Origin of the sequence: Lysinibacillus sp. NPDC056220 (assembly GCF_049315265.1) — a bacterium.
Lineage (GTDB): Bacteria > Bacillota > Bacilli > Bacillales_A > Planococcaceae > Lysinibacillus > Lysinibacillus pinottii.
Genome location: NZ_JBMOXD010000002.1, coordinates 413,402 through 429,145, shown reverse-complemented (window position 1 = coordinate 429,145; position 15,744 = coordinate 413,402). Strand labels below are relative to the sequence as shown.

At 34.2% G+C, this 15,744-nt stretch carries 17 protein-coding genes; 8 read left to right on the top strand and 9 right to left on the bottom strand.

What is annotated here, in order from left to right; genetic code table 11:
• Positions 1-127 precede the first annotated feature (127 nt).
• A complete protein-coding gene (locus ACOZBY_RS07130) occupies positions 128-1,165 on the top strand; it encodes an Ig-like domain-containing protein (protein ID WP_422761879.1) in 1,038 nt (345 codons plus the stop codon).
• A gap of 793 nt (positions 1,166-1,958) precedes the next feature.
• On the opposite strand, the gene ACOZBY_RS07125 is transcribed toward ACOZBY_RS07130, so the two are convergent.
• Positions 1,959-2,369 (bottom strand): hypothetical protein, encoded by a 411-nt coding sequence (locus ACOZBY_RS07125; RefSeq protein WP_422761877.1) that lies wholly within the window; start codon positions 2,367-2,369, stop codon positions 1,959-1,961.
• A 536-nt stretch (positions 2,370-2,905) separates the two neighbouring features.
• Between ACOZBY_RS07125 and ACOZBY_RS07120 the strand changes: the two genes are divergently transcribed.
• Positions 2,906-3,235 (top strand): hypothetical protein, encoded by a 330-nt coding sequence (locus ACOZBY_RS07120; RefSeq protein WP_031417072.1) that lies wholly within the window; start codon positions 2,906-2,908, stop codon positions 3,233-3,235.
• 568 nt (positions 3,236-3,803) lie between these two features.
• Here ACOZBY_RS07120 and ACOZBY_RS07115 read toward each other — a convergent pair.
• Positions 3,804-4,115 carry a DUF2834 domain-containing protein gene (locus tag ACOZBY_RS07115; RefSeq protein WP_031417073.1) on the bottom strand — a complete coding sequence of 104 codons (312 nt, stop codon included), beginning with the start codon at positions 4,113-4,115 and terminating at the stop codon, positions 3,804-3,806.
• Positions 4,116-4,385: 270 nt separating this feature from the next.
• Entirely contained in the window at positions 4,386-4,568 is a 183-nt protein-coding gene (locus tag ACOZBY_RS07110) for a helix-turn-helix domain-containing protein (RefSeq protein WP_324611252.1), read from the bottom strand.
• A gap of 102 nt (positions 4,569-4,670) precedes the next feature.
• On the opposite strand from ACOZBY_RS07110, the gene ACOZBY_RS07105 reads away from it, so the two are divergent.
• Together ACOZBY_RS07105 and ACOZBY_RS07100 are read left to right on the top strand one after the other, a co-directional pair.
• Positions 4,671-4,835, top strand: coding sequence for a hypothetical protein (locus tag ACOZBY_RS07105; RefSeq protein ID WP_012295353.1), 165 nt, complete (start codon positions 4,671-4,673; stop codon positions 4,833-4,835).
• Positions 4,836-4,880: 45 nt separating this feature from the next.
• Complete coding sequence (locus ACOZBY_RS07100) at positions 4,881-5,558, top strand: hypothetical protein (protein WP_197149905.1); 678 nt, start codon at positions 4,881-4,883, stop codon at positions 5,556-5,558.
• Between the two features lie 539 nt (positions 5,559-6,097).
• Here ACOZBY_RS07100 and ACOZBY_RS07095 read toward each other — a convergent pair.
• Positions 6,098-6,631, bottom strand: a complete 534-nt coding sequence (locus tag ACOZBY_RS07095; RefSeq protein WP_031416922.1) for a hypothetical protein — start codon at positions 6,629-6,631, stop codon at positions 6,098-6,100.
• Between the two features lie 594 nt (positions 6,632-7,225).
• On the opposite strand from ACOZBY_RS07095, the gene ACOZBY_RS07090 reads away from it, so the two are divergent.
• On the top strand, positions 7,226-7,831 hold the full coding sequence (locus tag ACOZBY_RS07090; RefSeq protein WP_422761874.1) for a hypothetical protein: 606 nt from the start codon (positions 7,226-7,228) through the stop codon (positions 7,829-7,831).
• 50 nt (positions 7,832-7,881) lie between these two features.
• On the opposite strand, the gene ACOZBY_RS07085 is transcribed toward ACOZBY_RS07090, so the two are convergent.
• A complete protein-coding gene (locus tag ACOZBY_RS07085) occupies positions 7,882-8,157 on the bottom strand; it encodes a hypothetical protein (RefSeq protein ID WP_422761872.1) in 276 nt (91 codons plus the stop codon).
• Positions 8,158-8,399: 242 nt separating this feature from the next.
• Here ACOZBY_RS07085 and ACOZBY_RS07080 point away from each other — a divergent pair, with 242 nt between their 5' ends.
• Together ACOZBY_RS07080 and ACOZBY_RS07075 are read left to right on the top strand one after the other, a co-directional pair.
• Positions 8,400-8,669, top strand: a complete 270-nt coding sequence (locus ACOZBY_RS07080; RefSeq protein ID WP_422761870.1) for a hypothetical protein — start codon at positions 8,400-8,402, stop codon at positions 8,667-8,669.
• Positions 8,587-8,901: a tyrosine-type recombinase/integrase gene (locus ACOZBY_RS07075; protein WP_422761868.1), complete on the top strand. Its 315-nt coding sequence runs from the start codon at positions 8,587-8,589 to the stop codon at positions 8,899-8,901. Before ACOZBY_RS07080 ends, ACOZBY_RS07075 begins: the two co-directional genes overlap by 83 nt.
• 83 nt (positions 8,902-8,984) lie before the next feature.
• On the opposite strand, the gene lepA is transcribed toward ACOZBY_RS07075, so the two are convergent.
• The 4 genes from lepA to gpr form a co-directional block, all read right to left on the bottom strand.
• A complete protein-coding gene (gene lepA, locus ACOZBY_RS07070; protein WP_031419709.1) occupies positions 8,985-10,811 on the bottom strand; it encodes a translation elongation factor 4 in 1,827 nt (608 codons plus the stop codon).
• Between the two features lie 258 nt (positions 10,812-11,069).
• A complete protein-coding gene (locus tag ACOZBY_RS07065; RefSeq protein ID WP_031419710.1) occupies positions 11,070-12,953 on the bottom strand; it encodes an acyltransferase family protein in 1,884 nt (627 codons plus the stop codon).
• A gap of 414 nt (positions 12,954-13,367) precedes the next feature.
• On the bottom strand, positions 13,368-14,210 hold the full coding sequence (gene spoIIP / locus ACOZBY_RS07060; protein ID WP_012295363.1) for a stage II sporulation protein P: 843 nt from the start codon (positions 14,208-14,210) through the stop codon (positions 13,368-13,370).
• 86 nt (positions 14,211-14,296) lie between these two features.
• The gene (gene gpr / locus ACOZBY_RS07055) at positions 14,297-15,313 is read right to left on the bottom strand and encodes a GPR endopeptidase (protein WP_012295364.1); all 1,017 of its coding nucleotides are present in this window, start codon (positions 15,311-15,313) and stop codon (positions 14,297-14,299) included.
• A 163-nt stretch (positions 15,314-15,476) separates the two neighbouring features.
• On the opposite strand from gpr, the gene rpsT reads away from it, so the two are divergent.
• Positions 15,477-15,725 (top strand): 30S ribosomal protein S20, encoded by a 249-nt coding sequence (rpsT, locus tag ACOZBY_RS07050; protein ID WP_012295365.1) that lies wholly within the window; start codon positions 15,477-15,479, stop codon positions 15,723-15,725.
• Positions 15,726-15,744: the final 19 nt, after the last annotated feature.

The following is a 15,744-nucleotide window of genomic DNA, read 5'->3' as shown; positions in this document are numbered from 1 at the left end:
AAATGGCTTTTTTATTATCAAAAATAAACGATTTTTATTATGGTAAATAAGTCTTTTATTGTTTAAAGTTGTTTTCGTAGGTTTTTTTTAGAAAATCCTATATATAATTATAAAGGAGGATACATAAGTGAGTAAGTTATTGAAAAAAGGTTTTATTTATCTAGCATTTATGTTAGTAGCACTGGTTAGTATAAGTATTGAGAATGCATATGCAGCAGAAGTTGTAGATTATGAAGAAGGGGTAACTAATTTAAATAATACACCTGAAAATAGTGCGGTAATCGGAGATCAGTTACTTAAACCTGAAAAAGGATGGAAGCGATATGATGATTCAAACCCATTAATAAATTATACAAACATGTATCGATTTGCGCACGATGATTTGTACAAAAAAAGTCGAGTACAAGGTTATGATAAAGATATGAGTTTAACCTTCTATTTTGTGGGAACTAAATTTATGTTATTAGATTACATTGCTTATAATAGGGCGGATTTCACAGTGACTATTGACGGTGTTTCTGAAGCAGCTTCGGCAAAAGGTTATGGTATAAAAAGTCAGTCTATATACTATAAAAAAGTAGATTTACCTTATGGTAAACACAAAGTAGAGATAAACATAACAAATAATGTAAACAACGATACTTTTGCTCTAGATGCTATTGATGTGGATGGATTTTTAATATCAGAAAATGATGTTCCGAATATTGATTCCATAGCTTTAGACAAAAATAATCTAGAATTACTTGAAGGTAGCCAAGATAAGCTAATAGCAACAACTACATCTGATACTGCAAAAGTAATCTGGTCATCAAGTGATGAATCAATTGCTACAGTAGATCAGGATGGTAATGTCACGGCCCTTCACGAAGGTGAAGCAATAATTACTGCCAAAATTGAAGGTACTGATATTGCAGCCACAAGTACAGTAATTGTTAAGAAACCAAACAATGAATTTTCAAATGCTATTTTAAGCATTACATTAGTAAACGGTATAACAAAAGAATATGATGTTACAAATACCGTTTTAAACAACTACTTAAATTGGTTTGATAGTGCAAAAGGAACTTCAACATTTAAATTTTCTAAATCAATATCTCCTTATAAAAAAGTAACAGAATATATTGTACATGATAAAATTGCTTCATTTGAAATAAGAGAATATTAAACAAAAAATGACCAGGTACTCACTATCAATTGAGCGCCTGGTCTTTATTTTGGTAACTGATTAATAATTTTTCTACCTAGCTATATGATCTTTTGCCAAAAGCATTTTTGAATTGTAATAATCTTGCCTGATGGCATTTAATAACTTATCAAGGATTGGTAAATAAACTTTACTTATTTTCAAATTTTCAATTACTGAGAAATTACGTCGCATTGATTGAACTGCCATTTCTAGAATTCATTGTAAGCGTGACTTAGAATCATTTGAGATTTCTTCACAAACTTGTCTTTTTAAAACCTAATTAATTATTACTACTTATATGCTTATTTATTTTTTCTTCTATCAATGATAATCCATTTTAAGATTACAATTATTAGTATTAAAAGTGGCATTCCCTGGACGATAAGAAATCCTGTCCAAAAATCATTCATAGTACTGGTCGGTGAAGCTGTTGCCATTCCACCTATAAAGAAAGCCAATGGGGTTGCGATTACATTCAATCCCAAACTAATCATAACAAATGTTAATTTTTTACTTTTAATATTAGGTAATCCAGCCACCAAAATAAAAATATTGCAACTACCAAAATCAAAACACCATAAACAGTCAAAACCTCTACCTCCTAACTAAACCCATTCCACTTTCCCGGAAAGATGAAGATATACTTATCTTCTATTATTTAAAAAACCCATATCGTTGTTCAACTAAACTACCCCATTAGTTGCATAGCAACCATCTTTTCGAAAACAGCCAATATTAAAAAGCCACACCTTGTTAGATGTGACTTATAGTTTTATTTAACTGTAATTCCAGCTTCAGATAGGTAACTATCAAAATTAAAGCCTATTTCATTTAAAAGTATATTCACGATTTTCCCAATGGAATACTGTTCACTAGTAATCGTCATATCTTTTCTATCCGGAAACGGAATGTAGCTTCTCCCTCCATCTACAGAAGCTGTGAAGAATGGTTCGATCATGTCTCCATTGTAGTTTAAGAAGAAAATTTGTTTTGTTGCTTTTTTATCAGAGTAATTAGTCACCCACGATTCGTAAAACTCTTCGTTAAAGCTTTCCTCACGTCTATCTGCTGTAATGGAAATACTGATGTCATTTAAGTAAATATATTTACCGAACTCATCATCATAGAGCCAATTCTGCGGTCTAGAGTTTACTATTATTGATTTGAATTCTTCAAAGCTCATAATCCAATACCTCATTTCCGAATAATATATCCTATATTATAGTTTAAAAGGGATAGATTGTCATAAAAAAAGACTATCAATTTAGTAGTCTCAATTGTTTGTTTCCGACATACACGTACTAGCAAACGTGTATTAATTAGATTTTAAGTCATTTATTTTATGTGCTCACTCACGTTCAGCAGCCTCAATAATTTCTTCTAATTGAGCTCCATGGCTTTCTGAAGTTAATTTTACTTTTGTTAAATCCCCCTCCACCCAACGTTTCAATTTTTTTACTACGTTCTAAATTAAATTCGATGTCTGCAATTTCATCCTCTAATTTTTGATAGTTTTCTAACCACTCATAATGCATAGTCAGCACCTACCTTTTTTACTGAAATTTTATTTATTTCTCTTATTTACATGGCAGATATGAATTTACCACCATTAACAACCTAATAATTTACATAGAAATATTTTCTAATTATTGAAATTAAATGTCAATTATGTTAAAACTAAAACTACTAGGGGATATTACTAGAATGGAGGAAAAAATAATGTTAAAAAAGATTAAAAGTAATATTGGTATTAGTTTACTAACAGCTTTACTTCTTGCTTTATTCATCTATCCATCAGGTAACGCTTCGGCTGCAGAACTTACAATTCACAACCCTATTCCAACTATAGATCAATTTGCTTCTAACCCAAGTTCTTATTATGTCACAGTTAATAAAACGTTTAGTTCATTTCCGCCAGGAACTATTTATCATAGTGAGATGAGAGGTAGTTTCCTATATGGAGGAGACTTAAGTTTATTTAATTATGCTAAAGAGGGCGAATTTAATGTCTATTATGCTGTATACAAAGGTTATATTTACGCTAAATAATTTAGCTTAATAAAATCCTAATCCCCTAGTGTTTTTAACTGAGAAACTTTTCGCATTATCATCTTAAATTAAATTTCCAATCCACTAATGCCACTATTGCACTTACCACAGATTTTACATGTTCACTATGGTTAGAACGCCCTCTCTTTGGTGGGAAACCCCACCAATTTGATATAAAATCAATTGTTTAAAACCCCTATAAAGGCTGTCATACCAATATTACTTCGTATCATCCATCTTCAGTACACCCATGAATGCCTCTTGAAGTATGGCAGTATTAAAATACGTTTTTTTATATCTTTTCATATCCGACAAACCTTTATTTTTCAAGGGTTTGTCGGTTTCTTTATACCATATTATATTTTTCTTTATCTCCTAATGTGTCACGTTTACTCTCTGAACACGGTGGCATGGAGGTGGCAAAAAACATCAAGACCACCCATCACGGAGTGGTCTTTTATGGTTTATTCAACTAAAGCCTTCGTTTGCCATCCATGTAACGCAAAATCAACACTACACCACATAATATGTAAGATTTTTACGTTCTTTCATTGAAGTTTAACAACACTTATTTCTTTATGTATGGATGTCTGAAAAACAAAAATAACGGTAATGCCAATGATAAACCAACTGTAAACAAAGTTAATAGACATATCCACTTTTCTTTAATGTTATACTTTCTTGACTCATTGAACATAAAGATTATAAAAACAAAGCATGAAATAAAAAAGTCAACAGCGAAGAAGGTCGATATTGAGTTTATAAATAATAAATCTATTAATAACCCTAAATCAAATCCGTTTTCGTTCAAAAATTTCACTAAAAAATAATACGGAAATACTGTGCCAATAATCGCAAATAACAGGTACACTTTTCTCATTTAAAATAAACTCTCCTCTCTATGATTTTTACAAATATTATACCTCATAAAAAATTATTTTGAACAAATATTTCCATTTATCCTTCAAGCCATTTCCCTAAATTACTTGGTCTACTGCTTATCGATTATGGGAGGCTATCACGTTCCTTTAACCAGTATAGAAAGGTACTGGACGTTCTTTATATGGGGTTTCTTCTATATAAGACGATTTATTTAACTTTCTATTAGAAAGCTCTACATCCATTCTATACGCCCCTACAAATACGGCTTTTAATGTACTGTACTAGTAACTGTCAGAACGCCTCGATAAACAGCTTTTGTGCTGATTTCCAATGAGGTAGCTATAGTACTCGCTTTCAAGTGGCATACACCTGTGTGTTCTAAGCTGTGTGATGCAAGTTTAAATACGATAGCTCGTTCTGATTCTGTTAAGTTGTAATAGTGACTAGCCATGTGGTCTTCGACACTCTTATTGATCAACTAGTAAATGTTTTCAACATTAATGATATGTACGAATTATTTAAGATTATGGATGACGAAAAAGAGGAAATCTAAATGAATAAATTAGAGCAAACAACCAAGGATTTGTTAGGAGCCGGTTATTCGATAGAAGAAATTAAAACAGCTTTTGAGGAACTCATTGAACAGGCAAACAAACCAACTCTGATTACAGGACAGATAACTAAAAAAGGTTGTCTGTTTTTTTGTATGTACTTTTAGTACATAATTTCCTAAAATGGAAATATAGAGAGGGGTTATTTACTAATGAAACAACTAGTATTTAGTACAGTGTTAGTTTTAAGTTTAGGTTTAGCTGCATGTGGTGAAGAAAAACAAGATAGTGAAATAGTAGGAGCCTATAGTCGTGAAATTACATCAGAAGAAAAAGAATATATTCAATTAGTAATGAATGACGATTTCGATACTTTAATTACTAAAACAGAAGAAAAAGCAAACGAAGTACAACAAGACTATAACAATCTTGCATTAGCATATGAAAAATTCAATGGTATAGATGAAGACCTACCGAGTGTATTCACAACAGCGACTCAACTAAAATACGTTTACGTAGTTGAGAGACTTGAGGAGATAAAATATATACCAGATGAGATTAAAGAAAAAGTTAATGAATTAAAAATTGTAGCAAAGGATAAAGAGGAAGAGTGGAGTGAGAAAATAGAAGAAAATAAAGCAATACGCAAAGCAGAATATGAAAAAAGTGTAGCTGAGTCTAATCTTAAATCTAAAATTAATGAGAGAACTATGTATCCTAAAGCAGTTTATATTGGAATGACAAAAGAAGAAGTTTTGGCAGAAGGATGGGGCAGACCAATAGATATTAACAAAACAACTACTACATATGGTGTAAGTGAGCAATGGATTTATTATGATTATAAATATTTGTATTTTGAAGATGGAATTTTAACTACTATTCAAGAGTAATATATAGGAGGCTAGGACAAAAGGTTTAGTCAATGAAAATTGTTTGAAGGGCAAGCGATTATTACAGCTATAATAGAAAACACAGATTTTCAAGAAGCTATATCTCCTTATAAAAAGTAACAGAATATATTGTAAATGATAAAATTGCCTTTAGGTTTTTTTATATCTTTTCATATCCGACAAACCTTTATTTTTCAATGGTTTGTCGGTTTCTTTATACCATATTATATTTTTCTTTATCTCCTAATGTGTCACGTTTACTCTCTGAACACGGTGGCATGGAGGTGGCAAAAAACATCAAGACCACCCATCACGGAGTGGTCTTTTATTAATATAAATTACGCCTTTAACCTTGCTAGTAACAATCAAGTATATAAGGAGGTAACGATTATTAGCTATTTTTCCTAAAAAAAGAGAAATCGAATACAATCGATTTCCCCTTTTCTTATCAAGAATGCTTTTTATAAATTGCTCAATAGCAATCAACATAGAAATTATTTGTATTCACTTTCAACGAAGTTGCAACCATATCGGTGAAATTATTCAATATATCCAGAAAACGTATTTGGTCCAGTAAATTCAATGTAATAGTTAGAAGACTTATCCAATGTCAAATTAATAGTAGTATCTTTACCTAATGCTAGTTCGTATGATTCTACCGTGTTATCGAAAACAAGGTCCTTACGTTTTACTTTAAATTTCAATGAATATTGATGATCATTATTTCTTACATAAATTTTAACTGAACTTTTCCCAGTTAATAAATAATCTGTGTATAAAGTAGAACTGTTAGAGCTTCCGTTAAAAGAATATCTACCCTTTTTAGAAAGATTCCAAGTAGAAGTTGGCTTTGAAGTACCATAAGGTACAATTTGATTTGGTTCACCTACGCCTGGTCCTATATCATTTACACCTACATTTTCTTGTGTTTCATAGACTACTTCATTCTTAAATTCATTAGAATCTAGTGCCTGCGATTCTAATTCAGCAGCGCTTGCATTAACGCTAAACCCGCTACCTACAACAGCCGTAGCTAAAGCTAGTGAAGATAATTTAGTGAAAATTTTACTCATAAAATCGCTCCTTATTATTGTAAATATTAGAAATTGTATTTCCCAATTATTATCATAACATACTAAATCAGAATATGGATAATTATTTACATTTTAACCTAAAATTACCTAATCTAAATAACCTAACTACAAATAAAGTCCTACAAATGAAACACTTAAAATATACGTTAGGTATTGTTCAGAAACTCTAAAACGGTTAATTATTCCTGCCGCTCCATGTATTCAAAATGAGTCAATCTCCTTTTTGTTCTTGAAAATTCAGGTCAGTTAAATTTCAACCACTGACAATCTGTCCATAGTTGGAATACGATGACTTAGTTATATAGATGCCGTCAATATGACGGTACCTGCAATTTACAAGTACCTACATATTGTGTTCAGGTATCCCCTTTTCCGTGGGTACTGAATAAATTACCATTCAAGCCAGTTCTCTAACGATGGTTCACCTTGCACTATTGATTGTGGGAGGCTATCACGCTCATTAGCCGTTATTATTTCGATTACCATGTTTAGGTTTAATATCAGTAAATGTGGTTTAGCCTTTGTTCCCCTTCCATTTACTACATAGGATAAAGACAAAAAGGAGATAATCCTATGAATTACTGTGGATGTAATAATGAATCATCGACATTTAAATGCAATAGGCTCGGAACATTTACAGCTAATGATGTAAACTGTATAAACCCTCCCATTCCTGCTGATAGCTCAATAATTCCTTTTTCCTCTGGAATCTCACTATCTAGAATTACCGATAAATTTGGGAATAGAGAGGTAAGCTTGTTAGGGTTCGGGACCGCAACTCTCTTAATGTTGATGAAAAATAATACAATTGATTTAACTAACCTTTTCAATGAAGCCTTCCCAGTTCCATGTGATGGTAAAATCACAGCGATTTCAGCGTCATTTTTTCCATTTGATGAGTTTATTTTTGAAGGCTCTATTACGATTCGAGCGCAAATTTTCCTTGCACCTAAAGGTAGTAATATTTTTACTGGCACAAGTGCTAGCGTTGATTTAGCTCCACCTATAACAGATCCTTTTCCATTTGGACAAATAGCTTTTGCTTCAGCTAATATCCCACCGGTACCAGTAACTGTAGATGACCGTTTATTAATGGTATTTTATATTTCGTCGGCAACAGATACTTTTGGAATTGCTGATATTCTTGGCAAAGCAAGTGCAGCAATTAATATTGTTTAAACACAAATCCCCTTTCCTCTAACCAATAACAGAAAGGTACAGGACGTTCTTTAGATGGAGTTTCTTCTATAGATAACCATTTTACTTAATCGCTCTACAGCCCTACTATAAGCTCGCACAAATTCCGCTCTTAATGTACTTGCTACTGTTAAAGTACCCTCTTTAATATCCATAGCAATTTTAAATAGCACGTTTTTAGCTTTTACAAATTCCTTTGCACTTTGAACATGAGTACCTAATACAACCTTGTGCAATTCATCTATTAAATTATCTGCTAATGGTAGTGAGTTCAGGAAATCAAATAGCGTTCTCTGATACTCATTCATGTACTCTTTTTTCTTTTCAGCTTGCAAAGCTAATTCATTGCTAAGACTCTAATAATTAAAAATGCCCGCTGTTTGATTAGCGAGCACTAGTAGTAATGAGATTTATGACATCTAAAATTGCTTATGTTGAAGGCGTAATTTCCAGTTGATTTCTATATTTATAATTTCATATAGGATTTCATTGTGGAGTTCGAGTCGGGGAAATATGTGGACTTGAATGGAAGTATATAAACTTCGATGAAATGACAGTAGCAATTGAACAGCAATTCATTAATAAAAAGATTACAGATGAAAATGGAATTGAATACTTTAAATGGGTTGTTGCTACTCCAAAATCTAAAACTGGATATCGTACTATTCCAGTTGGCAGAATTTTAATGGAGATATTAAAGAAAGCCAAAAAGAAACAAATTGAAAATCGATTAAAGTATGGAGAATTTTATCTTCAAGACCCTGATCATGATTTTGTTTGTAAAAAGAAAACGGAGAACATTACACCCCTGCTGTTATAAAGTATCAAACAAGAGCTTTAATCAGAAAAAGTTAGGTATCGATTTCAATGATCATTCTTTACGACATACCCATGCAACGATGTTAATTGAAAGTGGACAACCAATAAAAACTGTTCAAAAAAGATTAGGACACAGCAGATCAGCAATTACTGAGGTCTGCTATGTCCATTTAACACAGAAGATGGCAAGAGATGCTGCCGATATATTTGATTCCATCGCTGAGGATTTATAAATTACTGGCAATTCGGTGGCAATCTCCACCCAACTGATACAAAATTTTTTGATTAAACCCCTATAAACGCTGTTACATCAACCTTACTTCGTATCATCCATCTTCAGTACAGCCATGAATGCCTCTTGAGGGACCTCGACTGACCCTACTTGTTTCATACGTTTTTTACCTTCTTTTTGTTTATCAAGAAGCTTTCGTTTACGTGAGATATCCCCACCGTAACATTTTGCTAACACGTTTTTACGGATAGCTTTAATAGTTGAACGTGCCACAATTTTTTGTCCAACTGCTGCTTGAATTGGAACTTCAAATTGTTGACGTGGGATTAATTCTTTTAATTTTTCAACGATAATTTTACCACGATCATAGGCAAAGTCACGGTGTACGATAAAGCTTAGTGCATCGACTTGCTCACCATTTAGTAAAATATCCATTTTCACTAATTTTGATTGCTGGTAACCGATTAATTCATAGTCAAATGATGCATAGCCTTTTGTATTTGATTTCAAATAATCAAAGAAATCATATACGATTTCGGATAAAGGCATTTCATAAATAATACTTACACGAGTAGTATCAATATAATCCATTGTCATGAAATTACCACGCTTCATTTGACAAAGCTCCATGACCGCTCCTACATAATCATTTGGTACCATAATTGTAGCTTTTACATATGGCTCCTCTACTCGATCAATTTTTTGTGGATCTGGCATAAAGGAAGGATTATCTACTTTGATGGAAGAACCATCTGTCATATGAACTTCGTAAATTACCGAAGGCGCTGTTGTAATTAGGTCAATATTGAATTCACGCTCAATTCGCTCCTGTATAATCTCCATATGTAGTAATCCTAAGAATCCACAACGGAAACCAAAACCAAGTGCTTGAGATGTCTCAGGCTCATACTGGAGAGCCGAGTCATTTAACTCTAATTTTTCTAAAGCCTCACGTAAATCATTGTATTTGGCTGTATCAATTGGATATAAACCACAGTAAACCATTGGGTTTAAGCGGCGGTAACCTGCTAGCGGCTCAGTAGCAGGACGATTTGCAAAGGTTACTGTATCCCCTACGCGTGTGTCCCCTACATTTTTAATAGATGCTGTTAAATAGCCTACATCCCCAACTGTTAATTCAGTTTGTGGCACAACTTTTGGTGTATGTACCCCAACTTCTATCACTTCGAATTCCGCTCCTGTTGCCATCATGCGAATTTTATCTCCAGGCTTTACAGTCCCGTTGATAACACGAATGGAGATGATAACGCCTTTATAGGCATCATAAATTGAGTCAAAGATTAAGGCTTGTAGAGGTGCATCTGGATCACCAGTTGGTGCTGGTACCTTTTCAACGATTTGCTCTAAAATATCCTCAATCCCAATTCCTGCTTTAGCAGAAGCTAATACTGCTTCAGATGCATCTAACCCGATTACATCCTCAACCTCTTGACGTACGCGTTCAGGATCTGCTGCTGGTAAATCAATTTTATTAATAACGGGTAAAATTTCTAGATCATTATCAAGAGCTAAATAAACATTTGCAAGTGTTTGCGCTTCAATACCTTGTGCAGCATCCACAACTAAAATGGCGCCCTCACAAGCAGCTAAACTACGGGAAACCTCATATGTGAAATCGACATGTCCTGGTGTGTCGATTAAATGAAATGTATATACTTCACCGTTTTTCGCTTCGTACTTTAATTGAACTGCATTTAATTTAATCGTAATGCCTCGCTCACGCTCTAAATCCATTGAGTCGAGGAGCTGTGCTTTCATTTCACGGGATGTTAATGATTTTGTTTGCTCTAAAATACGGTCAGCAAGCGTTGATTTCCCGTGGTCAATATGTGCAATAATAGAGAAATTTCGTATATTCTCTTGTCGTTTTAAACGTGCTTCTCGGTTCATCTTTTCCACTCCTAATTAAACTATAATGAATTATACTATGAACGCTATGCAAAGTACAACAGCAACTAGACTAGAAAGCCTATAATATCAATACTTTCAATGTTTACGCCTGTTATTAAATTTCATAGTTTTAAGTATATAAATACAGTAGGATTGGACGCCTCATAAAGTATGGATGAAAAAATTTATTTTATTCTACAAAATAAAAAAAGTCAGTTACACAGACCGAAGCTGTATGTACCGACTTTTTTCATTAGTTTAATTGTTGATAGATTGCTGAATAAGATTTGTTAAAACTTCTACACCTTTTTTCTCTAAATGAACACCGTCTGGAGCGAAGTATTCTGGATGATTAAGCGCTTCCGCATGCCAGTCAATTAGTGTAATATTTTCATGTTCCTCTGCCTTTTCAAGTAAAGCTGCATTCACTTTCCCTTCCCATGGACGAGGCACACGTGTATTCACTAAATAAATATCAGCATTGGCAAATGCAGCGAGAAGTGTATCTATTTGGTCATTGGTAAAATAGCCATTTGTCCCCAATTGGATAATTATCGCATTATTAGTTTGGTTAAAACTCGCATAATTTGGTGCTAGTTTAACAGCTTGTGAAACTTGACGACCTATCTTTCCATCAATTGTGATGTTTGGAAAAACCTTATGTAAGCTCGTTGCTATATCGATCATAACGGAATCACCAATTGCTAGTATGTTTTGATAAGTATCATCTTTCTCGGGCACAGCATTTGTTTCGTTTTCTTCTGGCTTTGGTGTTTCTATATTTGGCACTTCAACTACTTCTTCCTTACTAGGCGAAGGATTGTCAGTCGTCTTGTCTGGTTGCTTTATTTGATTAGCAGTAGGTTCATCACCATTAATTTTAACGGCAGTTGGATATGAATCCTTAGAAGTTTGCTGGCCTTCTCCCACGACCCCTGTAATCCCTGTGAAAAATACAAGAAGGAAAAGTGGAACGATGACAGTAGATACTTTTCTTAAAAATGTCAGGCTTTCCCATTTCTTTTTATTGAATACGAAATAGTTCCGATAATATGCCCAGAACCCATCTTTTCGGATTGGCATCTCAATGAAGCGATAGGAACATTCTGCAATTATCACAATCAGTATTATCTGAAGCACTATTCGCCAATAGGAGGGGTTTCCAATCTCATGTATAGGTGTGCCTAATACCATGACTGGGTAATGCCAAAGATAAATTCCGTAGGATCGTGAGCCAATCCAACATAGAGGTTTCCACGCAAGTATTCTTCCTAAGATACTAACGGGATGACAAATACAAGCAATTAATACGGCTGCATTCAAGCAAAACAGGAACATTCCGCCTCTATAAAGGAATGTTTGAAATTCATCCACATACATAATGCAGACAAGAAAAATAGTAAACGTAATAAAGCTAATAGCATTTAATTTGTTCATATGGCTTGTTGATAATTTTTGTGATGATAGTCTTTTCATTGGCCAAACAAGCGCTAACCAGCAGCCAATTAATAATTCAAAACAGCGCGTGTCCGTTCCATAGTAAACCCGACTTGGATCGGCACCTGGCTGGTAAAGTATCGCCATTAATAAGGCCGAGCAAATTGCCCCAATAAAAACAACCTTTGCTAATTTACTTTGCTTTTTTACAACATACAGCCCTATCATTAAAAGCAATGGCCAAATCACATAGAATTGTTCTTCAATGGCTAATGACCATAAATTTTTTATGGGTGATGGAGAACCGAAACTATCAAAATAAGAGAGTTTATGAAAGATGAACCACCAATTACTTGAATAGAAAATAGAAGACAGCGCATCTCCACGTAATGTATGAAGGAGCTCTTTATGAAAGAGCATTGCCCAAACAAATGATGTAATAATCATAACGTAGGCAGCCGGTAGTAACCGTCTAAATCGTCCAATCCAAAATTTCTTTAGACTGACTGTTAATTGGTTGCCCTTTAAAGGTAAAATGGTAGAGGTGATTAAATAGCCTGATAGTACAAAAAAGATATCAACTCCTAAAAAGCCACCTCTAGCCCAACTGAAGTTAAAATGATAAGCAATAACTGCTAATACGGCTAATGCTCGAATCCCGTCTAGTCCAGGAATGTAACGATGATTTAATGACTTGCCTGACATACTATTCCTTCCTTCAATAATCTATAAAACCTATTGTCAAGTAATAAGAAACCTTGATTGAAAACCATCCCCTCTCAAATGATTAGTTTGTTCACTTATATGTTTGACGTTTGAGAAACGATAAAAGTTTTAGAGAAATAGGGAGTGTCATTACTTTTCTAGTCTCTTATAAAATTCATTCTCTACATATGTATTTTCAAAAAGGCATTACCATAAATGGAAGATACTACAAAAGCTATTTTACCCTGTTACCATATGCCTTCATTCATTATAAAATCGTGAGCCAACTTGAAAATTATAAGGCAAGAATGGAGCAATGGAAAGCCCAATAATTAGATTTTTTTCTGGAAATTTTTATTATTAGAGAATATCAAAAAGTGAGCCAATATGAGACTCACTTTTTGAATAATATGTTTATTTTTTTGAATCATTAACAAATGCCTTTGATATGGCTTTCCCGATTACCGCAATCGTTCTATTTACCTCATCTTCTGTATTGCCAATCCCACCGATTTCAATAATCATCATTTGCTTTGCTAAATCTTGATTATATCTTCCATCGACACCATCTCCACTTTTGGAAATAACACCTTTTGATATTTTCGGAACGATGGCATTCAATGTCGATGATAAACTTTCTGCATAGGCTGTGTTCCAGCGATAATTAGGATGCTCTGCCCCAACAACGATAGCAATTTTCGCATAGTTTTCCCCATTATATGAGATCGTTGTAAGATCATGTTTTAAGGAATCACGATGTAAATCTAGTATTAAATCATAATTATTGGTTTCTAAATGTTTACTAAGAAAAGGTCTTATTACATCATAGGATTGATGATAGCCCTTTCCCTGTGCTTGTAATTCCTTCATCGTATCTACATCAAGAACATCAGTCTTTAAACCATTTACATTAAAATGATTCACAATCTTATCCTTCAAACTCATAATGTTAACCGTTTCATGAGAAGTCGCTACCTTACCACTCACAGCTTTCACCATCGGTTCATATGCTTCATGGGTATGCGTAAATAATACTAACACCTTAAACGGATCTAAATCTGGTTCGGGCTCTTTCGTTTGTTCAAGTACATTCTGTTCTTCTAAATTAGTAGCGGCAAACACGACTTGTTTATCTTCAGGTTGTTTAATCGGAGTCGATGCTTGCTTGTTGAACGGAAGTTGCCCAGCAATGACAGGTAATACGAAAAAAAACAATAATATACCAAATGACCATTGTAGTTTTTTTAGCAAAGTCACACCCTCCTCCCCATATCGTATGGAGGGGGGGTGTCATTTAGAACGTAAAAATTTTTCTCGATTTATGCATATAGCTAGCTTATTTTTTATAAATCGCTTGCCCAGTTCATCAGCATTGAAGCAACTAAATTGGCGTAGCGATCTATCCAGTAGTCCGCTTCTTTAGGCGTTACCATCAATTGTCTATGTGAGGCTGCAAAGGTTTCTTCAAACAATTGTTGACGCTCTTCTCTTGTCCATGTCGCCCATTCACCGAAAATTGGTTCAACTAAGGACATGTCAAGCTCCTTGTCTATATTTGGCTGCCATGAGGATAAGGATAGCTTCGATGAAGGATTACTACGTTCAGCTACACGAGCCGCTATTGATCGCAGCATGACTTCTACCGCATCAGCAATTAATACAGGCGCATCTACCACTGTCGGTATACCAATGGCTGTTACAGGGATACCAAGCATTTCGTAGGAAATTTCTTGCCTTTGATTCCCTACACCTGACCCTGGATGTATGCCTGTATTCGTTAATTGAATGGTTTTACAAAGTCGATTACTAGCTCTTGTAGCAAGGGCATCCACGACAATGACTAATTTTGGCTTGAGTCGCTCTGCAATAGCAGCTACAAACTCTCCTGTTTCATAGCCCGTTTGTCCAGTAACGCCTGGGGCATACATAACAAACTTATCATCAATGACATCTAAACTATGCAAATGATCAATCAGATACGGACCAATCGCATCAGGTGTAATAGTACGATTGCCCAACCCAATTATTAAAATTTTGTCGTTCTCTTGCCAGGAGAGCGATTCATGCAATTTTTTAAAATTCACAAGCAATTCTTGCTCCAGCTGTTCAAATCCGTCCTGATCTTCTAATGTCAGTGTCGGAACAGAAAGTGTAATATATTGGCCTTCTTTTTTGCCAATTTGTTTCTCACCTTCTCTATCTACTAGCACATCCGTAATTTTCACGCGACCGGCTGTTCGATCTTCAATTTGAACGCCACTCGATTGTTTAAGCTTTTCTTTTTGCTCTTTCGTCTGATGGACAACTACCTCTTCAGATTCATCGATTAAATCTGTTCGATACCAGTTTAAATTTTGCATACAAATCACCTCAAGCAGTAGTTTGTTCAAACTGTCAAGTAAATATTCTTTGCATTTATCTATTGCAATTTAGCCTAGCGTTTGTTAAAATGATTTTTGTTGTATTAACACAAGAAATCAATGAGAAGATATCATCTCGTACCTAATTTAGGAGGTGAAATATATGCCAAACATTAAATCTGCGATTAAACGCGTAAAAGTTAACGAAAAAGCAAACATTGCTAATTCTCAAGCGAAATCTGCTATGCGTACTACAGTGAAAAAAGCTGAAAACGCTGTTGCTGAAAATGCTGAAAACAAACAAGAACTTTTACAAGCAGCTTTCAAATCTTTAGATAAAGCAGCTTCAAAAGGACTTATCCACAAAAACGCGGCGGCTCGTAAAAAGTCTCGCCTTGCTAAAAAAGCGTAATTGTTTAAAGGATCAGATG